This window comes from Enterobacter cloacae complex sp. IR5401, assembly GCF_049238425.1.
In the GTDB taxonomy this organism is placed as follows: Bacteria; Pseudomonadota; Gammaproteobacteria; order Enterobacterales; family Enterobacteriaceae; genus Enterobacter; species Enterobacter hormaechei_C.
In genome coordinates, this window is the sequence record NZ_JBMKHN010000013.1 from 87,326 (window position 1) to 106,216 (window position 18,891).

15 protein-coding genes are annotated in these 18,891 nt (G+C 60.2%); 10 read left to right on the forward strand and 5 right to left on the reverse strand.

Annotated elements, in window-relative coordinates:
• Positions 1–64: 64 nt before the first annotated feature.
• The 3 genes from betA to betI are packed head-to-tail and all read right to left on the reverse strand — an operon-like array spanning position 65 to position 3,816.
• Positions 65–1,729 carry a choline dehydrogenase gene (gene betA, locus ACOTX1_RS17905; RefSeq protein WP_023315583.1) on the reverse strand — a complete coding sequence of 555 codons (1,665 nt, stop codon included), beginning with the start codon at positions 1,727–1,729 and terminating at the stop codon, positions 65–67.
• A 13-nt stretch (positions 1,730–1,742) separates the two neighbouring features.
• The gene (gene betB, locus ACOTX1_RS17910) at positions 1,743–3,215 is read right to left on the reverse strand and encodes a betaine-aldehyde dehydrogenase (RefSeq protein ID WP_022650555.1); all 1,473 of its coding nucleotides are present in this window, start codon (positions 3,213–3,215) and stop codon (positions 1,743–1,745) included.
• 13 nt (positions 3,216–3,228) lie between these two features.
• Positions 3,229–3,816 (reverse strand): transcriptional regulator BetI, encoded by a 588-nt coding sequence (betI, locus tag ACOTX1_RS17915; protein ID WP_003858827.1) that lies wholly within the window; start codon positions 3,814–3,816, stop codon positions 3,229–3,231.
• Between the two features lie 128 nt (positions 3,817–3,944).
• Between betI and betT the strand changes: the two genes are divergently transcribed.
• The 7 genes from betT to ACOTX1_RS17950 all read left to right on the forward strand — a co-directional run bounded on the left by betT (position 3,945) and on the right by ACOTX1_RS17950 (position 10,403).
• Positions 3,945–5,978 carry a choline BCCT transporter BetT gene (gene betT, locus ACOTX1_RS17920; protein WP_003858825.1) on the forward strand — a complete coding sequence of 678 codons (2,034 nt, stop codon included), beginning with the start codon at positions 3,945–3,947 and terminating at the stop codon, positions 5,976–5,978.
• A 138-nt stretch (positions 5,979–6,116) separates the two neighbouring features.
• A complete protein-coding gene (locus ACOTX1_RS17925; RefSeq protein WP_032610190.1) occupies positions 6,117–6,503 on the forward strand; it encodes a type II toxin-antitoxin system RelE/ParE family toxin in 387 nt (128 codons plus the stop codon).
• Positions 6,504–6,505: 2 nt separating this feature from the next.
• Positions 6,506–6,790, forward strand: coding sequence for a NadS family protein (gene nadS / locus ACOTX1_RS17930; RefSeq protein ID WP_003858821.1), 285 nt, complete (start codon positions 6,506–6,508; stop codon positions 6,788–6,790).
• Between the two features lie 211 nt (positions 6,791–7,001).
• Positions 7,002–7,913 (forward strand): iron/manganese ABC transporter substrate-binding protein SitA, encoded by a 912-nt coding sequence (gene sitA, locus ACOTX1_RS17935; RefSeq protein ID WP_023315584.1) that lies wholly within the window; start codon positions 7,002–7,004, stop codon positions 7,911–7,913.
• Between the two features lie 2 nt (positions 7,914–7,915).
• On the forward strand, positions 7,916–8,722 hold the full coding sequence (sitB, locus tag ACOTX1_RS17940) for an iron/manganese ABC transporter ATP-binding protein SitB (RefSeq protein ID WP_421766835.1): 807 nt from the start codon (positions 7,916–7,918) through the stop codon (positions 8,720–8,722).
• On the forward strand, positions 8,719–9,567 hold the full coding sequence (sitC, locus tag ACOTX1_RS17945; protein ID WP_022647369.1) for an iron/manganese ABC transporter permease subunit SitC: 849 nt from the start codon (positions 8,719–8,721) through the stop codon (positions 9,565–9,567). Before sitB ends, sitC begins: the two co-directional genes overlap by 4 nt.
• A complete protein-coding gene (locus ACOTX1_RS17950; protein WP_003858815.1) occupies positions 9,564–10,403 on the forward strand; it encodes a metal ABC transporter permease in 840 nt (279 codons plus the stop codon). Before sitC ends, ACOTX1_RS17950 begins: the two co-directional genes overlap by 4 nt.
• Here ACOTX1_RS17950 and entD read toward each other — a convergent pair.
• Both entD and ACOTX1_RS17960 read right to left on the reverse strand, forming a co-directional pair.
• Positions 10,339–11,028, reverse strand: a complete 690-nt coding sequence (gene entD / locus ACOTX1_RS17955) for an enterobactin synthase subunit EntD (RefSeq protein ID WP_023315586.1) — start codon at positions 11,026–11,028, stop codon at positions 10,339–10,341. The genes ACOTX1_RS17950 and entD overlap by 65 nt on opposite strands.
• A gap of 162 nt (positions 11,029–11,190) precedes the next feature.
• A complete protein-coding gene (locus ACOTX1_RS17960; protein ID WP_023315587.1) occupies positions 11,191–13,431 on the reverse strand; it encodes a TonB-dependent siderophore receptor in 2,241 nt (746 codons plus the stop codon).
• 146 nt (positions 13,432–13,577) lie between these two features.
• On the opposite strand from ACOTX1_RS17960, the gene fes reads away from it, so the two are divergent.
• The 3 genes from fes to entF are packed head-to-tail and all read left to right on the forward strand — an operon-like array spanning position 13,578 to position 18,854.
• Positions 13,578–14,777 carry an enterochelin esterase gene (fes, locus tag ACOTX1_RS17965; protein WP_032634439.1) on the forward strand — a complete coding sequence of 400 codons (1,200 nt, stop codon included), beginning with the start codon at positions 13,578–13,580 and terminating at the stop codon, positions 14,775–14,777.
• 10 nt (positions 14,778–14,787) lie between these two features.
• The gene (locus ACOTX1_RS17970) at positions 14,788–15,000 is read left to right on the forward strand and encodes an MbtH family protein (RefSeq protein ID WP_003858806.1); all 213 of its coding nucleotides are present in this window, start codon (positions 14,788–14,790) and stop codon (positions 14,998–15,000) included.
• The gene (gene entF / locus ACOTX1_RS17975; protein ID WP_023315589.1) at positions 14,997–18,854 is read left to right on the forward strand and encodes an enterobactin non-ribosomal peptide synthetase EntF; all 3,858 of its coding nucleotides are present in this window, start codon (positions 14,997–14,999) and stop codon (positions 18,852–18,854) included. Before ACOTX1_RS17970 ends, entF begins: the two co-directional genes overlap by 4 nt.
• Positions 18,855–18,891: the final 37 nt, after the last annotated feature.

The window sequence follows — 18,891 nt, forward strand, 5'->3', positions numbered from 1 at the left end:
AGAGGGTGTTCAAGTTCCCTCTCCCCTTTGGGGAGAGGGTTAGGGTGAGGGGAGAAGTTCGCACTCAGCGGCGAACCGGCGCCCCGTTCGCCACATAATAAGCCGCCGTGCTCTTCGCCAGCGGCTCGCGCCCGCGAATGGCGTCGGCAATCTTTTCGCCAATCATGATGGTGGTGGCGTTCAGGTTGCCGGTGATAATCTGCGGCATAATCGACGCATCCACTACGCGTAACCCTTCCAGCCCGTGAACGCGGCCTTCGCCGTCGACCACCGCCATTTCGTCGTAGCCCATCTTGCAGGTACCGCACGGGTGGAAGGCGGTTTCGGCGTGGTTGCGCACGAACTCGTCCAGCTGTTCGTCGGTCTGGCATTCGACGCCCGGGCTGATTTCACGACCGCGATACTTGTCCAGCGCCGGCTGATGCATGATCTCGCGGGTGATGCGGATCGCGTCGCGGAACTCCTGCCAGTCCTGCTCGTGGGACATGTAGTTGAACAGGATCGCCGGATGCTGGTGCGGATCGCGCGACTTGATGCGCACGTGGCCGCGGCTCGGGGAGCGCATGGAGCCAACGTGGCACTGAAAACCATGCTCTTTCACCGCGTTCGAGCCGTTGTAGTTAATCGCCACCGGCAGGAAGTGATACTGAATGTTCGGCCACGCGAACTCCTCGCGGCTGCGGATAAACCCGCCTGCTTCGAAGTGGTTGCTCGCGCCCACGCCCGTGCCGCCAAACAGCCACTCCGCGCCAATCTTCGGCTGGTTCCACCATTGCAGGGCAGGGTAGAGGGAGACCGGCTCCTTACATTCATACTGAAGATACATCTCCAGGTGATCCTGCAAGTTTTCACCCACTCCGGGTAAATCATGTACCAGCGGGATATCAAACTGCTTCAGCAGTTCAGCGTTGCCCACGCCGGAGCGCTGGAGGATCTGCGGAGACGCGATGGCGCCCGCGCACAGCAGTACCTCTTTCTTCGCTGTCGCTTTTGACGGAATGGTGCTTTCGCCTTCCAGCCACTCGACGCCCACCGCGCGCTTGCCGTCAAAGATAATGTGATCGGTCATGGCGTGGGTGCGGATGGTCAGATTCGGGCGCGGTTTGGCCTGATCCAGATAGCCGCGCGCGGTGCTGGCGCGTCGGCCCTGCGGCGTGACCGTGCGATCCATCGGGCCAAAGCCTTCCTGCTGATAGCCGTTGAGATCGTCGGTGCGCGGGTAGCCCGCCTGCACGCCTGCCTCCACCATCGCTTCAAACAGCGGGTTCACACCCGGCTTAGAGGTGGTGACGCTCACCGGACCGTCGCCGCCGTGGTAGTCGTTCGGCCCCACGTCGCGGGTCTCTGCCTTGCGGTAGTAGGGCAGGCAGTTGAGATAGCTCCAGTGCTCCAGACCCGGTTCTTTCGCCCAGTTGTCCAGATCCATTGCATTGCCGCGCACGTAGCACATGCCGTTGATCAGCGACGAGCCGCCCAGCCCTTTACCCCGTCCGCACTCCATGCGGCGGTTGTTCATGTAAGGCTCTGGCTCGGTTTCATACGCCCAGTTGTAGCGTTTGCCCTGCAACGGGAAGGCCAGCGCGGCAGGCATCTGGGTGCGGAAGTCAAAGCGGTAGTCCGGCCCGCCCGCCTCAAGCAGCAGGACGGTGGTGTTTGGATCTTCAGTCAGTCGTGTTGCCAGTACGTTGCCGGCAGAGCCGGCCCCGATAATGATGTAGTCAAATTGCAAATAAACCTCCCGGTTAAAATATGGACTGGAATTTACCCATCTCAACCTGGATGGACTTCACCTGGGTGTAACTCTGAAGCGTCATGACGCCGTTCTCACGGCCAATGCCGGAGTGTTTGTAGCCGCCCACCGGCATCTCTGCGGCGGATTCGCCCCAGGTGTTGATCCAGCAGATGCCCGCTTCGAGCTGATGAATGGCGCCGTGGGCGCGGTTCAGGTCGGTCGTGACGATGCCTGCCGCCAGCCCGTAGTCGGTGTCGTTGGCGCGGCGAATCGCTTCCTCAATGGACTCATAGGTGAGGATGGACATCACCGGGCCGAAGATCTCTTCGCGCACGATGGTCATCTCGTCGGTGCAGTCGGTGAACACGGTTGGGGCCACCCACGCGCCGTTATCGAAGCCTTCGCCCTTCAGCACGTCGCCGCCGCACAGCACGCGCGCGCCTTCCTCTTTGCCTTTGGCGATGTAGCGCATCACGCTGTCCCGGTGCGGGAAGCTGACCATCGGACCAAAGTTGGTAGCTTCATCGAACAGATCGCCCGCGCGGATGCGGCCCACGCGCTCAACGATTTTTTGCTCAAACGCGGCTTTGAACTTCGCGGGCACGAACACGCGGGTGCCATTGGTGCACACCTGGCCGGAGCTGAAGAAGTTGGCCATCATGGCGATATCTGCCGCGAGATCCAGATCCGCATCGTCAAACACTATCAGCGGGGATTTACCGCCCAGCTCCATCGTCACCTCTTTCAGGGACGAGGCCGCCGAGTTGGCCATCACCTTTTTGCCGCTGGCGACGCCGCCGGTAAAGGAGACTTTCGCGATGCCCGGATGCTCGGTCAGGTACTGGCCGGTCTCCGCGCCTACGCCCGGCAGGACGTTAAACACGCCGTCCGGCAGGCCCGCTTCGGTGTAGATTTCAGCAAGCTTCAGGGCGGTAAGCGGTGTCACTTCGCTCGGCTTGAAGATCATTGCGTTGCCCGCCGCCAGCGCCGGCGCGGATTTCCACAGGGCGATCTGGATCGGGTAGTTCCACGCGCCGATGCCCGCCACCACGCCCAGCGGCTCGCGGCGGGTGTAGACGAACGAGGTGTCGCGCAGCGGGATCTGGCTGCCCTCCAGCGCCGGGATCAGCCCCGCGTAGTACTCCAGCACGTCCGCGCCGGTGACGATGTCGACGGTCGAGGTTTCGGAATACGCTTTACCGGTGTCGAGGGTTTCCAGCGTTGCCAGCTCGTCGTTACGCTCGCGCAGGATATCGACGGCGCGACGCAGGATGCGCGAGCGCTCCATGGCGGTCATCGCCGCCCAGATTTTTTGCCCGCGCTTTGCGCTTTCGACGGCGCGGTCCACGTCTTCGCGCCCGGCGGCCTGCACGGTCGCCAGAACTTCACCGTTCGCCGGGTTGATGGTCTCGAAGGTGCGACCGCTGGTGGCGGATGTATAACCACCATTGATATAAAGCTGCTGTTCTGCCATTCGGGACATAAATTCTCCTCGGTTAGTCGGTCGGTAAATGCTGGCTGATAAAGTGGCTGGTAAGCGACTGGGCCAGGGTTTTATCCAGCGGTTTGCCGCTGAGCGCAGCGCGCAGCCACAGCCCGTCAATCAGTGCGGCGAGCCCGTAGCCCGCCTCTTCAGCCTGTTCACGCGGCAGCTCGCGGCGGAACTCGTACACCAGGTTTGAGAGCAACCGACGGCTGCTGACCTGCTGCAAACGGTAGAGCATCGGCTGATGCATGCTGCTGGCCCAGAAGGCCAGCCAGGCCTTCATCGCCGCGCCGCTAACCTGAGTTTCATCAAAATTGCCGCCGACAATCGCCTGCAAGCGCTGCTCTGCACTGCCGTCCGGCAGGGCGCGTAAACGGCTTAATACCGCGTCGCGCAGCTGACCGGTGATGTCGCGCATGGTCGCTTCCAGCAGACCGTTTTTATCTTTGAAATAGTGGCTGATGATCCCCGTGGATACGCCCGCCCGACGGGCGATCTGCGCGATGGTTGCGTCATGCATTCCCACTTCATTAATTGCTTCCAGCGTGGCATCGATTAGCTGCCTGCGCCGGATCGGCTGCATCCCCACTTTGGGCATTTTTGCCACTCCATTCATCAGCGTTGGTAATCTATTAAAGCGGTTTTTGATTGGACGTTCAATATAAAATGTGTCTTAATTGTTGCGATTTTGGATTTCAATAGTTACAAAAACAGTGGGGATACTGGATGACAGACCTTTCACAAGACAGAGAAAAAGACAAAATCAACCCGGTCGTTTTTTATACGTCCGCCGGGCTGATTTTGTTGTTTTCCCTGACGACCATCTTCTTTCGTGATTTTTCTGCCGAGTGGATTGGGCGCACTCTGGACTGGGTGTCAAAGACCTTCGGCTGGTACTATCTGCTGGCCGCGACGCTTTACATCGTGTTCGTGGTCTGCATTGCCTGCTCGCGCTTCGGTTCGGTAAAGCTCGGGCCAGAGCAGTCTAAGCCCGAGTTCAGCCTGCTGAGCTGGGCCGCAATGCTGTTTGCCGCAGGCATCGGCATCGACCTGATGTTCTTCTCCGTGGCGGAACCGGTCACGCAATATATGCAGCCGCCGGAAGGGGCAGGGCAGACGATGGAGGCCGCGCGCCAGGCGATGGTCTGGACGCTGTTCCACTACGGCCTGACGGGCTGGTCGATGTACGCCCTGATGGGCATGGCGCTCGGATACTTTAGCTATCGTTATAATTTGCCCCTTACCATCCGCTCCGCGCTGTACCCGATTTTCGGCAAAAAGATCAACGGTCCGATTGGCCACAGCGTCGACATTGCGGCGGTGATCGGCACCATCTTCGGCATCGCCACCACGCTCGGAATTGGCGTGGTGCAGCTCAACTACGGGCTGAGCGTGCTGTTTGACATCCCGGATTCGATGGCGGCGAAGGCGGCGCTGATTGCGCTGTCGGTGATTATCGCCACCATCTCGGTGACCTCCGGCGTGGATAAAGGGATTCGCGTGCTCTCCGAACTGAACGTCGCGCTGGCGCTGGGGCTGATCCTGTTCGTGCTGTTTATGGGCGACACCTCGTTCCTGCTCAATGCCTTAGTACTGAACGTGGGTGATTACGTGAACCGCTTTATGGGCATGACGCTGAACAGCTTCGCCTTTGACCGTCCGACAGAGTGGATGAACAACTGGACGCTGTTCTTCTGGGCGTGGTGGGTGGCGTGGTCGCCGTTTGTCGGCCTGTTCCTGGCGCGTATTTCGCGTGGGCGGACCATCCGTCAGTTCGTGATGGGCACGCTGATTATCCCGTTCACCTTTACCCTGCTGTGGCTGTCGATTTTCGGCAACAGCGCGCTGCACGAGATCATCCACGGCAATGCGACTTTTGCCCAGGAAGCGATGGCGCACCCGGAGCGCGGCTTCTACAGCCTGCTGGCGCAGTACCCGGCGTTCACCTTTAGCGCGTCCGTAGCGACCATCACCGGCCTGCTGTTCTATGTCACCTCGGCGGACTCTGGCGCGCTGGTGCTGGGGAACTTCACCTCGAAGCTCAAGGACATTAACAGCGACGCGCCGAACTGGCTGCGCATCTTCTGGTCCGTCGCCATCGGCCTGCTGACGCTCGGCATGCTGATGACCAACGGTATCTCTGCGTTGCAGAACACGACGGTGATCATGGGCCTGCCGTTCAGCTTCGTGATCTTCTTCGTGATGGCCGGGCTGTATAAATCGCTTAAGGTGGAAGACTACCGCCGCGTCAGCGCCAGCCGCGACACCGCCCCGCGTCCGCTGGGCGCGCAGGACAGGCTGAGCTGGAAAAAACGCCTCTCGCGCCTGATGAATTACCCCGGTACGCGCTACACCAAACAGATGATGGAGACGGTCTGTTTCCCGGCGATGGAAGAGGTGGCCCAGGAGCTGAAGCTGCGTGGCGCCTACGTGGAGCTGAAAAACCTGCCCCCGGAAGAGGGCGAAAATCTGGGGCACCTGGATCTGCTGGTGCACATGGGCGACGAGCAGAACTTTGTCTATCAGATCTGGCCGCAGCAGTATTCGGTGCCCGGGTTCACCTACCGCGCGCGCAGCGGGAAGTCGACCTACTACCGCCTGGAGACGTTCCTGCTGGAAGGCAGCCAGGGGAATGATCTGATGGATTACAGCAAGGAGCAGGTGATTACGGACATTCTGGACCAGTATGAACGGCACCTGAACTTTATCCATCTGCACAGGGAAGCACCGGGGAATAGCGTGATGTTCCCGGATGTCTAAACGGATTCTTAAAATACCTTCAAACTGTATATAAATACAGTTATTTGGCGCAGCATTACTCAAGGAAGAGTAACCATGTAGCAAGAGCCTGATGCTGAAGCATTCGGGCTTTTGCTGCGTTTAGGGAAGGAACTATGGATGAGTCATGCGATAGAGTTTATCGAAACATCACTCTTTACCCGACAGATTAAAAGCATTGCTACGGATGATGAATTAAAGGATCTGCAAAAGGAACTTATTGCCTGGCCTGATAAAGGTGACCTGATCCAGCAGACGGGGGGGTTACGTAAAATAAGGATGGCGGCAGGCTCAAAGGGAAAGAGAGGGGGGATCAGAGTGATTTACTTTCTTGCCACAGAGGAGGTGATCTATTTCATTATGGCCTATCCAAAATGCATAAAGGACAGCCTGACAGAGACAGAGAAAGCAGAACTTAAAAAGCTGACTTCCATTCTGAAAAATACTGCTTCCAGTGCCGTAAATTTGAGGTGTACTATGTACCCTAATCAGGCAGGTGGAGGCTGATAATGAGTATTTTCAATGAATTAAAATCTTCGCTTGAAGAGGCCGTTGAGATCCATAACGGAAGAAAAGCCGCTTCCCGGGTAACCCGCTATGAAGTTGCTGATGTGCGCGCCATCAGAGAGCAGCTCAATATCACGCAAAGCGAAATGGCGAAGGCGCTTGGCACGAGCGTCGATACGATAAAGAGCTGGGAGTCTAAACGTCGCAACCCAACCGGGCTGGCGGCGAAGGTACTTAATGTGATTCGGGAGAATCCTGCATTTTATAAGGCACTTGCCGGGCAGTGAGTCGCCCTTATGCCGGGTGGCGCTGCGCTTACCCGGCCTACAAAACTCCAAAACTGCTTTACCGTAGGCCTGATAAGCGAAGCGCCATCAGGCTCTCCCTCCGTTGACTCAACTTTAATGATAATTATTTTCATTTAAATATAGCCTGTGCTATACCTTATAGCATAGGCTAATTTTGCTTTGATTTTAATCACCTCAGGAGACTTCTGCGATGCATCCACGGCAAGGATTGAAGCGTCTGTTACTCGGCGCGCTGCTCATGACCGCGACCACCACGGGCGCGCTGGCGGCTGAAAAGTTCCAGGTCATCACCACTTTTACCGTTATCGCTGATATGGCGAAAAACGTGGCGGGGGATGCCGCAGAGGTCACCTCCATCACCAAACCGGGCGCGGAAATTCACGAATACCAGCCCACCCCGGGCGATATCAAACGCGCGCAGAAGGCACAGCTGATCCTGGCGAACGGCATGAATCTGGAGCTGTGGTTCCAGCGCTTTTATCAGCATCTGAACGGTGTGCCGGAGGTGATTGTCACCAAAGGCATCACCCCGATGGGCATCAGCGAAGGGCCCTATAACGGCAAGCCCAATCCGCACGCGTGGATGTCGCCGGACAACGCCCTGGTTTACGTCGATAACATCCGCGACGCGCTGGTGAAGTACGATCCGGCCAACGCACAGACGTATCAGCGCAACGCTGATGCTTACAAGCAGAAGATCACCGCCACTCTCGAACCGCTGCGCAAGCAGGTCGCGGAGATACCGGAAGACAAACGCTGGATGGTGACCAGCGAAGGGGCTTTTTCCTATCTGGCGCGGGATTTGGGCCTGAAGGAGCTTTACCTGTGGCCGATCAACGCCGATCAGCAGGGCACGCCCCAGCAGGTGCGCAAGGTTATCGATCTGGTGAAAAAACATCACATTCCGTCGGTGTTCAGCGAAAGCACGGTCTCGGATAAGCCCGCCCGTCAGGTGGCGCGTGAAACCGGCGCCCACTATGGCGGCGTGCTGTACGTCGACTCTCTGAGCGCGGAAAACGGCCCGGTGCCAACCTATATCGATCTGCTGAACGTCACCACCCGCACGCTGGTGCAGGGCATCCGCGACGGGATGAAGGAGTAATCATGCAGAAAGGTATTGTTGTAACCGACGTGACCGTGACCTACCGCAATGGCCACACGGCGCTGCGCGACGCGTCGTTCAGCGTGCCGGGCGGATCGATTGCTGCCCTGGTGGGGGTGAACGGTTCCGGCAAGTCCACGCTGTTTAAGGCGGTGATGGGGTTTGTGCGGGCGGCGAGCGGCACTATCTCCATTCTGGGGCTGCCGCCTCACCGGGCGCTGCGTCAGAACCTGGTCGCCTACGTGCCGCAGTCGGAAGAGGTCGACTGGTCGTTTCCGGTGCTCGTCGAGGACGTGGTGATGATGGGCCGCTACGGGCATATGGGGTTTCTGCGTCGTCCCAAAGAATGCGATAAGCAGATCGTCACCGACGCCCTGGGGCGTGTGGATATGCTCGAGCTGCGCCATCGGCAGATTGGCGAACTGTCCGGCGGGCATAAGAAGCGCGTGTTTCTGGCCCGTGCGATTGCCCAGCAGGGCGAGGTGATCCTGCTCGACGAGCCGTTTACCGGCGTGGACGTCAAAACCGAAGCCAGGATCATCAGCCTGCTGCGGGAGCTGCGCGACGAGGGTAAAACGATGCTGGTCTCGACCCACAATCTGGGCTCGGTCACGGAATTCTGCGATTACACGGTGATGGTCAAAGGCACCGTGCTGGCGAGCGGCCCGACGGATATCACCTTTACCGCCGAGAATCTTGAGCGCGCCTTCAGCGGCGTGCTGCGCCACGTGGTGCTCAGCGGCTCGGAAGATCGCATTATTACCGACGACGAACGCCCCTTCGTGGCGCACCGACAGGAGGCCAAATGAACGCGCTTCTCGAACCCTTCGGCTACGAGTACATGCTCAACGCGATGTGGGTCTCGGCGATGGTGGGCGGGCTGTGCGCGTTTCTCTCCTGCTATCTGATGCTTAAAGGCTGGTCGCTGATCGGCGATGCGCTGTCGCACTCCATCGTGCCGGGCGTAGCGGGCGCTTACATGCTCGGGCTGCCGTTCTCGCTGGGGGCGTTTTTATCGGGCGGGCTGGCGGCGGGCAGCATGCTGTTTCTCAACCAGCGCAGCCGCCTGAAGGAGGACGCCATTATCGGGCTGATCTTCTCCTCGTTTTTCGGGCTGGGGCTGTTTATGGTCTCGCTCAACCCGACCTCGGTGAACATTCAGACCATCGTCCTCGGCAATATTCTGGCTATCGCCCCGGAAGATATCGTCCAGCTGGCGATTATCGGCGTGGTGTCGATAGTTATCCTGCTGTTCAAATGGAAAGATCTGATGGTGACCTTTTTTGATGAGAATCATGCCCGCGCCATCGGCCTGCGTCCTGAACGCCTGAAAATTCTCTTCTTCACGCTGCTGGCGGTCTCTACCGTGGCGGCGCTGCAAACCGTCGGCGCGTTTCTGGTGATCTGTCTGGTAGTCACGCCCGGCGCGACCGCGTGGCTGCTGACCGACCGCTTCCCGCGCCTGCTGATGATTGCCGTCGCCATTGGCAGCATCACCAGCTTCCTCGGCGCGTGGGCCAGCTATTACCTGGACGGCGCCACCGGCGGCATTATCGTGGTCGCCCAGACGCTGCTGTTCCTGCTGGCGTTCGTCTTTGCGCCGAAGCACGGACTGCTTGCCAGCCGTCGTCGGGCGCGGGAGGCACACCCATGATGACGCTGCTCCTCGAACCCTTCCAGTTTGCGTTTATGAACAACGCGCTGCTGATTTCACTCCTGGTGGCCGTGCCCTGCGCGCTGCTGTCGGTTTTTCTGGTGCTGAAAGGCTGGGCGTTGATGGGCGACGCCATGAGCCACGCGGTGTTTCCCGGCGTCGTGCTGGCCTGGATGATGGGCCTGCCGCTGGCGCTGGGCGCGTTCGTGGCCGGTCTGTTCTGCGCGGTCGCCACCGGATACCTGAAGGATAACAGCCGCATCAAACAGGATACGGTCATGGGGATCGTCTTTTCCGGCATGTTCGGCGCCGGGCTGATCCTCTATATCGCTGTCAAACCTGAGGTGCATCTCGACCACATTCTGTTTGGCGATATGCTGGGTATTAACGGGATGGACATTCTGCAAAGCGGTCTCGTCGCGGGGATGATTGCGCTGGTGATTGGCCTGAAGTGGCGCGATTTTCTGCTGTTCTGCTTTGACTATCAGCAGGCGCAGGCGAGTGGCCTGCGCACCCGCTGGCTGCACTACGGCTTACTGTGCATGGTTTCGCTGACCATCGTCGCGACGCTGAAAGCGGTGGGGATCATTCTGTCGATTTCCCTGCTGATTGCCCCCGGCGCGGTGGCGGTGCTGATTACCCGACGCTTTCACATGGCGCTGCTGGTGGCGGTCGCCGTTTCAGCGCTGGTGTCGGTAAGCGGCGTTTATGCCTCGTTTTATCTCGACAGCGCGCCTGCGCCGACCATTGTGGTCCTGTTCGCGATGGTGTTTATCGTGACGTTTGTGGTGACCAGCGTGAAGGCTCGTCGCCAGGAGCGTGTGACAGCAGAGTGATGACCTGTTCGCCGTGCTGCTGCCAGTGCAGGGGGAAGGCGGTGCCTTCCTCAAAGCCTGCCAGTTGACGGGTCAACGCCAGCGTGAGCGTCTTGTCGTCGAGCTTGGTAACGCGGGCGCAGTCAAAACCCATCCAGGCCTGTACCTGCGGAAAGAGGGCCTTAAACAGGCTCTCTTTGGCGCTGAAGACCAGCGTCAGGGCGAGGGCGAACGGGTATCCCAGGCGGGAAAGCACAGGTTCTTCCTGTGTATCAATGATGCCGTCTTTGATTTCCCTGGCTTCGTTTTCGGAGAGGATCGTTTCACAATCGATGCCGATAAGCACCGGGTATTGCGTGACGACGGCTATCGCCTGCGTGCCGCTGTGGGTGATGCTGCCGGAAATATCTTGCGGCCAGAGCGGTTCCCCGCTGGGGCCGATGGCGGGCATGGTGTAGTCAGGTAAGGCGTGCGCGGCGGCGATGCGGCCTGCGAGGTGGTCGGCCTTGCGTTTGCGTCCGGCGTTAGCCAACTGGGCGTGGTGGGGGAGCCAGAGGAGATCGGCGTCCGTAAAGGTGGTGGGGTCGAAGGTGATGCGGTGGAGGGTGTGGCCAGCGAGAGAAAATGTGCTGTGGGTGGTGTGCATGGTTTTCCCTTCAGTATTGTGCGGCCTGATGCCCTCACCCCGGCCCTCTCCCAAAGGGAGAGGGAGCAAACACTAAAAACGGCAACGGGGTTGCCGTTTTGCTTTTACCTCGCCCTCACCCCGGCCCTCTCCCACAGGGAGAGGGGGAAGTCACTGCCTGTATCAGAACCTCGTATTTACGCTCATGTACCAGGTGCGACCCGGTTCATTATACGTATACGCACCCGCGCCGTACATATACGCACCCGTCGTGGTATTACCCGTGGTCTGGGCGTTACCCGCGCGCCACTGGCGCTTGTCGAAGACGTTGTCCACGCCGCCGGTCAGGCTGACGTTTTTGGTCACGTCCCAGGTCGCGCTCAGGCCAACGATGCTGTAGGGGCTGACTTCGTCTTTCTCAGACCCGGTCACCGGCTGACCTTTGTAGTTGTACTTCTTCGGCTGCTGCTTGCCGTACCAGGTGAAGGTCGACTGCAATGAGACATCCTGACGTACCTGCCAGCTCAGGGTAGAGTTCAGCGTATACTCCGGGATGATCGACAGACGATCGCCGGTCTCCTTGTTCTTGCTTTGCAGCATGTAGGTGATGTTGTTGGTCCAGTTGATGGTGTCGCTGACCGGCACGTTCAGGGAGCCTTCCAGACCTTCCACCACCGCCTTCGGTACGTTTTCCCACTGGTAGATATCGGTGGTGACTTTGCCGGTGGACGTCTGGCCAATCGGCGCGTAGCCCGCTTCAATCTTGTTGCGATAGTCGTTGCGGAACCAGGTCACGCCCGCCAGCCAGCCGTCGCGTTTCCACTCCAGGCCAATCTCTTTGTTGATACTGGTTTCCGCTTTCAGATCGTCGTTACCCATCATGTAGCAGCCCACGCCGTCGGAGCTTGCGTAGCAGCCCTGGCCTTTACTGTACAGCAGGTAGTTCGGGTTGGTCTGATACAGGCTTGGCGCTTTATAGGCGCGCGCGATGCCCATCTTCAGGGTGAAGTCATCCCCCAGACCTTGCGACAGGTTCAGGGACGGGCTCCAGTTATTACCCACAATAGTATGGTGGTCGAAGCGCAGGGCAGGGGTCAGCATGGTGCTGTCGGTCAGCTCCATGTTGTTTTCGGCAAACAGGGAGAAGATCTCCGCTGACGTGTACGGGCTACGATCTTCGCTCATGCCCGGGATGGTGCCCCCCTGCTGGGTTTGTGTAAATGAGGTTGAGTCCTTCATGCGCTGCTGGTTCCACTCGGTGCCGAGCGTCAGGTTCTGGTTCACAATGAAATCAATCGGCAGGTTGATTTCGCTGTGCAGCATCACGTCGGCCAGATCGGTATCGGTGAATTTATTGCTGTTGAACAGGCCTTCCAGACCGCCCGCCAGCCCTTCACCCAGACGAGAGTTGCGGGTGTGCTCGTACTGCGCCCAGTTGCTGGTGGTGATGCCGTTATCCCAGCCGCCGTTCCAGGTCACGGCGAAGTTCTGACGATAGATACGGTTAGTCTCTTTACCGTAGTTCTTCTTCACCAGCGCGTTGTCGTTGTTGGTGTTCTGCGTGTCGCCCGCATACAGGTTGTTCTGGCGGCTGTAGCCCGCTTCAAACTCCAGCGACTGCATCGGCGCGAAGTCCCAGCGCACCACGCCGTTGATGTCTTTATTTTCCACACCTTCACGGCCTGCGGGCAGGGTGTTGGCGTAAGCGCCCGTGCGGTCAGACTGGTGACCCTGGTTGATATCCCACGCGTCGGCCTGGGTTTTATCCAGGTTACCGTACATGCGGAAGCTGAAATCCCCGCCCAGCGGGCCGCTCAGGCTGAAGTTGGTGCGTTTGGTGGAACCTTCGTCTTTATGCTCTGGCGCGTTCAGGTAGGTGTTCCAGGAGCCGTGCCACTGGTCGTCAAATTTTTTGGTGATGATGTTCACCACGCCGCCCGCCGCACCATTACCGTAGCGGGCAGCAGCCGGGCCACGGATCACTTCGATGCGCTCGATCATCTCCGGCGGGACCCAGCCGGTATCGCCGCGGGTATCACGCTCGCCGCGCCAGCCCAGACGGATGGAGTTGCGGCTGGTAACCGGCTTGCCGTCGATCAGGATCAGGGTGTTTTCCGGGCCCATGCCGCGAATGTCAATCTGACGGTTGTTCCCGCGCTGGCCGCTGGTGGAGTTGCCGGTCAGGTTAACGCCCGGCATGGTGCGGATGATTTCCGCCACGTCACGCGCTGGCGGGTTTTTGCGGATCTCATCGGCGGTGATGGTCGACGCGCCCGGCGCCTGCAAATTCTGCTCGGCGGCGGTGATCACCATGGTGTCTTCGTGCTGCGCGGAGGCGGTATTGTCGTCTGCCATGGCGGGCAGCGCGACACCATAAATCCCTAAATTGACCAGCAAGGCCAGAGAGTGAATCTTCTTATTCATTGTACGTCCCGCTTTTATGGTTATTTAATGAGCGCGCTTCCCACAGCGCGGGCATTACGCTATTGCAAATGCAAATAGTTATCAATAATATTATCAATAAAATTTGCTCTGAAACAAAAAAGACTGTTAAACATGGGGTTATAAGGGTGACGGTGTTAACAACCGGAAGTGAAGCGTGGTGGCAGGCGAAAAACGGGCCGGAACGGGAACGTCATCAGGAAAACTATCGCGTGACATTCTGGTGGCGGGACCCGGCGGGAACGCAGAAAACCTCGACGGTGAAACGCGTCTGGCTCTACGTCACCGGCGTGACCGATCACCATCAAAATGCCCGTCCGCAATCCCTTGAACGTATCCCGGATACCGACGTCTGGCAGTGGCAGGGCGAGTTCAGTCCCGAATGGCGCGGCAGCTACTGTTTTATCCCCTCCGATAACGAAAACGATTTTGCCGATGCAGTGTTTGAAGGCGAGCAGCCGGACCGCATGGCGCTGCGCGAAGGCTGGCGTAAACTGTTGCCGCACGCGGTGTCCGACCCGCTGAATCCGCAAAGCTGGCGCGGCGGGCGCGGGCACGCCGTCTCGGCGCTGGAGATGCCGGAGGCGCCCGTACAGCCCGGCTGGAACCATCCCGATACCCCTTACAATAAGCCTGTCTGTATTGATTGGCACAGCGCGCGTCTGAAGAACCGTCGTCGCGTGTGGATTTTTACCACCGGGGATGAAAGCCCCGAGCGCCCGCTGGCGGTGCTGCTTGACGGGCAGTTCTGGGCCGAAAGCATGCCCGTCTGGCCTGCTCTGGCGTCGCTCACCCATGAAGGCAAACTGCCGCCTGCGGTTTATGTCTTAATTGACGTCATTGACACCGCACACCGCAGCCGCGAGCTGCCGTGCAACCCTGATTTCTGGCTGGCGGTGCAGGAAGAACTTCTCCCGCAAGTGAAAAGCATGGCCCCGTTCAGCGACCGCGCCGACCATACCGTGGTGGCGGGTCAGAGCTTCGGCGGACTCTCTTCCCTCTATGCGGGCCTCAACTGGCCGCAGCGTTTTGGCTGCATCCTCAGCCAGTCCGGATCCTACTGGTGGCCGCACCGCGGCGCGCAGCAGGACGGGCTGCTCATCGAACAACTCAAAGCGGGTGAAAAAACCGCTCGCGGGCTGCGCATCGTCCTTGAGGCCGGGCGCAACGAGCCGCTTATTTTGCGCGCAAACCAGGCGATCCTCGCCGAACTACACACTCAGCAACCGGTTTTCTGGCGTCAGGTTGACGGCGGACACGATGCGCTTTGCTGGCGCGGTGGGCTGACGCAGGGGCTGATGACCCTCTGGCAGCCGCTTATTCAATAACGGAGTCTGTATGGAATTCAGCAATCCTTTCGATAATCCGCAGGGACAGTTCGCCATTTTGCAAAATGACCAGGGGCAGTACAGCCTGTGGCCGCAGCAGTGCGAGTTGCCCGCGGGCTGGCGCGTGGTCTGCGAACCGCAATCTCAGGAGGCGTGCCAGCAGTGGCTGGCGGAACAGTGGCAGACGCTTGAGCCGTTTTATTTTGCGGGGGAGCGCGCATGAACCGTCTCCCTCTTGTCGCCGCCCAGCCGGGGATTTGGATGGCAGAGCAGCTTTCCTCCCTGCCAAACGCCTGGAGCGTCGCGCACTATACCGAGCTGAAAGGCGCTATCGATGCGCCATTGCTGGCAAAAGCCATCGCTGAAGGCATGATGCAGGCCGACACCCTGCGGATGCGTTTTGCCGAAGATCACGGTGAGGTGTGGCAGTGGATCGATGAGGCCATGCTCCTGCCGGAGCCGTCCATCGTGCGCGTTGACTCCCACGACGCCGCCGTGGCGCTGATGGAGGCCGATCTCAAGCAGAACCTGCGCGTCGACAGCGGTCAGCCGCTGGCGTTTCACCAGCTGATTCAAGTGGGAGAAAGCCACTGGTACTGGTATCAGCGGTATCATCATCTGGTGGTAGATGGCTTCAGTTTCCCGGCCATTACGCGTCAGATCGCCGCCATTTACGCTGCGTGGCAGAAAGGGAAACCCGCGCCCGCCTCCCCGTTTACCCCTTTCGCCGAGGTGGTGGAGGAGTATCAGCGCTATCGCGACAGTGAGGCGTATCAGCGCGACGGTGCTTTCTGGGCCGAACAGCGCCAACAGCTTCCTTCTCCGGTCTCGCTCTCTTCCGCGCCCCTGCCTGGACACGCCGCCACCACCGACATCCTGCGCCTGAAAATGGCGATGGACGGACGTGCTTTCAGCCAGCTTGCACAGATGGCAGGCCAGGCGCAGCGTACCGATCTGGCGCTTGCGCTGGTGGTGCTGTGGCTGGGCCGCCTGACCGGACGGCTGGACTACGCCGCCGGGTTTATCTTTATGCGCCGCATGGGCTCCGCCGCGCTGACCGCGACCGGACCGGTGCTCAACGTCCTGCCGCTGGCGGTGAATATTCGCCCGCACGAGAGCCTGCCGGAACTGGCGCTGCGCCTGGCGAACCAGCTGAAAAAGATGCGTCGCCATCAGCGTTACGACGCCGAACAGATCGTGCGCGACAGCGGACGTGCCGCAGGCGATGAAGCCCTGTTTGGTCCGGTGCTGAACGTCAAGGTGTTCGATTATCAGCTGGATATCGACGGCGTGGAGGCCATTACCCACACGCTGGCGACCGGCCCGGTGAACGATCTGGAGCTTGCGCTGTTCCCGGACGAGCAGGGCGGACTGAGCATTGAGATCCTCGCCAACGGGCAGCGTTACGACGAGGCGACGCTAAAGGGTCACGCGGCGCGGCTGAACGCAATGCTGACGCAGTTTGCCGCCAACCCGGACCTGCGCTGTGGCGACGTGGAAACCGTATCAGAGCAGGAGTATGCCCGGCTGGCGCGCATTAACGATACCGGGCTGGCGCTGCCGTCCACCACGCTGGCGGATCTGGTCGCGGAGCAGGCGAGCAAAACGCCGGACGCCCCCGCGCTGGCGGATGCCCATACTGAACTGAACTACCGCCAGATGCGCGAGCAGGTGGTCGCGCTGGCAAACCTGCTGCGCGCGCGCGGCGTGAAGCCGGGCGACAGCGTGGCGGTGGCCCTGCCGCGCTCGGTGTTCCTGACGTTAGCCTTGCACGGCATTGTGGAGGCGGGCGCCGCGTGGCTGCCGCTCGACACCGGCTACCCGGACGATCGCCTGCGGATGATGCTCGAGGACGCGAAGCCGTCCCTGCTCATTACCACCGACGAGCAGCTTCCGCGCTTTAGCGATCTGCCGATCGCCACCTTTAGTTACAACACACTATTACCGGCCACCGATGCTGAACCTCTGCGCCTGGCGAAGCCGGAGCAAACCGCGTACATCATCTTTACCTCCGGTTCGACGGGACGTCCAAAAGGGGTGATGGTCGGCCATACCGCCATCGTTAACCGCCTGAAGTGGATGCAGGATCATTATCCACTGACGGCGCATGACGTGGTGGCGCAGAAAACCCCGTGCAGCTTTGACGTGTCGGTGTGGGAGTTCTGGTGGCCGTTTATCGCCGGGGCGAAGCTGGTGATGGCCGAGCCGGACGCGCACCGCGATCCGCAGGCGATGCAGAGCTTCTTCGCAGAATATGGCGTAACCACCACCCACTTCGTGCCGTCAATGCTGGCGGCGTTCGTCGCCTCGCTGACGCCGGAAAACGCCCACTGTTGCAGGACGCTGAAGCAGGTGTTCTGTAGCGGCGAGGCGTTGCCGACTGCGCTGTGTCGCGAGTGGGAACTGCTCACCCATGCGCCGCTGCACAACCTCTATGGCCCGACCGAAGCAGCGGTGGACGTCAGCTGGTATCCGGCGTACGGCCCCGGGCTGGCGGCGGTGGAGGGCAACAGCGTGCCGATCGGTTTCCCGGTATGGAATACGGGGCTGCGCATTCTGGATGCGATGATGCGCCCGGTACCGTTCGGCGTGGCGGGGGATCTGTATCTCACCGGCATCCAGCTGGCGCAGGGGTATCTGGGACGCCCCGACCTTACCGCCAGCCGCTTTATCGCCGACCCGTTCGCGCCGGGCGAGCGGATGTACCGCACCGGTGACGTTGCCCGCTGGCTGGATAACGGCGCGGTGGAATATCTGGGCCGCAGCGACGACCAGCTGAAAATTCGCGGCCAGCGCATCGAGCTGGGTGAAATCGACCGGGCCATGCTTGCGCTGCCGGATGTGGCCCAGGCCGTGGCGCACGCCTGCGTGTTCAACCAGGCGGCAGCCACGGGTGGCGATGCCCGACAGCTGGTGGGGTACTTGGTTTCCGAATCCGGCTTACCGCTGGATCGCGACGCGCTGCTTGCATCACTCAAAGCCCAGCTGCCACCGCATATGGTGCCGGTGGTGCTGCTGCAAATCAGCGCGCTGCCGCTGAGCGCCAACGGCAAGCTGGATCGCAAGGCGCTGCCGCTGCCGGAGCTGACCAGCAGAACTTCCGGTCGCGCACCTGAGACGCAAACCGAAGTGGCCGTGGCGCAGGCGTTTTCTTCCCTGCTGGGCTGCGCGGTGAACGATATCGAGGCCGATTTCTTTGCCCTCGGCGGCCACTCGCTGCTGGCGATGCGCCTCGCGGCTCAGCTCAGCCGTGCGTTCAGCCGTAAGGTCACGCCGGGGCAGATTATGGTCGCCTCGACGGTAAGCAAGCTTAGCGCCCTGCTGGACTCGCAGATGAGCGACGAGCAGGCGCAGCGTCTGGGGTATGAAACCCTTCTGCCGCTGCGTGAAAGCAACGGCCCGACGCTGTTCTGCTTCCATCCGGCGTCCGGCTTTGCCTGGCAGTTTAGCGTCCTGGCGCGCTACCTCAGCCCGCGCTGGTCCATCGTCGGCATTCAGTCGCCGCGGCCAAACGGCCCGATGCAGCAGTGCGCGGATCTCGATGGGGTGATCGAACATCATCTGAATACGTTGCGTAAGCAGCAGCCGCAGGGGCCGTATTACCTGTTCGGCTATTCCCTCGGCGGCACGCTGGCGCAAGGCATTGCGGCCCGCCTGCGCGAGCAGGGTGAAGCAGTGGCGTTCCTCGGCCTGCTGGATACCTGGCCGCCGGAAACCCAGAACTGGGCGGAGAAAGAGGCTAACGGCCTCGACCCGGCGGTGCTGGCAGAGATCGAGCGCGAGCGTCAGGCGTTTATCGCCGCCCAGCAGGGGCAGGGCTCCAGCGAGCTGTTTAACGCCATTGAGGGCAACTACGCCGACGCGGTGCGGCTGCTCACCACCGCGCACAGCGCGCGCTTTGACGGTAAAGCGACGCTGTTTGTCGCCGAGCGAACGCGAACCCTGGATCCTCAGGCCGCGTGGGCGCCGTGGGTGGGCGAGCTGGAGGTCTACAGCCAGGACTGCGCTCACGTGGATATTATTTCACCGCAGGCGTTTGAGAAAATTGGGCCGGTACTGAAGGAAATTTTAGGATAGTGCAAATGCCCCTCACCCTAACCCTCTCCCACGGGGA

Excerpts from the sequence above, each read along its gene's own strand:
- entD (WP_023315586.1), bottom strand. The coding sequence starts at position 11,028 with ATGCACACCACCCACAGCACATTTTCTCTCGCTGGCCACACCCTCCAC.
- sitA (WP_023315584.1), top strand. The coding sequence starts at position 7,002 with ATGCATCCACGGCAAGGATTGAAGCGTCTGTTACTCGGCGCGCTGCTC.
- betT (WP_003858825.1), top strand. The coding sequence starts at position 3,945 with ATGACAGACCTTTCACAAGACAGAGAAAAAGACAAAATCAACCCGGTC.
- sitC (WP_022647369.1), top strand. The coding sequence starts at position 8,719 with ATGAACGCGCTTCTCGAACCCTTCGGCTACGAGTACATGCTCAACGCG.
- ACOTX1_RS17950 (WP_003858815.1), top strand. The coding sequence starts at position 9,564 with ATGATGACGCTGCTCCTCGAACCCTTCCAGTTTGCGTTTATGAACAAC.
- betB (WP_022650555.1), bottom strand. The coding sequence starts at position 3,215 with ATGTCCCGAATGGCAGAACAGCAGCTTTATATCAATGGTGGTTATACA.
- entF (WP_023315589.1), top strand. The coding sequence starts at position 14,997 with ATGAACCGTCTCCCTCTTGTCGCCGCCCAGCCGGGGATTTGGATGGCA.
- sitB (WP_421766835.1), top strand. The coding sequence starts at position 7,916 with ATGCAGAAAGGTATTGTTGTAACCGACGTGACCGTGACCTACCGCAAT.
- ACOTX1_RS17925 (WP_032610190.1), top strand. The coding sequence starts at position 6,117 with ATGAGTCATGCGATAGAGTTTATCGAAACATCACTCTTTACCCGACAG.
- nadS (WP_003858821.1), top strand. The coding sequence starts at position 6,506 with ATGAGTATTTTCAATGAATTAAAATCTTCGCTTGAAGAGGCCGTTGAG.
- betI (WP_003858827.1), bottom strand. The coding sequence starts at position 3,816 with ATGCCCAAAGTGGGGATGCAGCCGATCCGGCGCAGGCAGCTAATCGAT.
- ACOTX1_RS17970 (WP_003858806.1), top strand. The coding sequence starts at position 14,788 with ATGGAATTCAGCAATCCTTTCGATAATCCGCAGGGACAGTTCGCCATT.
- ACOTX1_RS17960 (WP_023315587.1), bottom strand. The coding sequence starts at position 13,431 with ATGAATAAGAAGATTCACTCTCTGGCCTTGCTGGTCAATTTAGGGATT.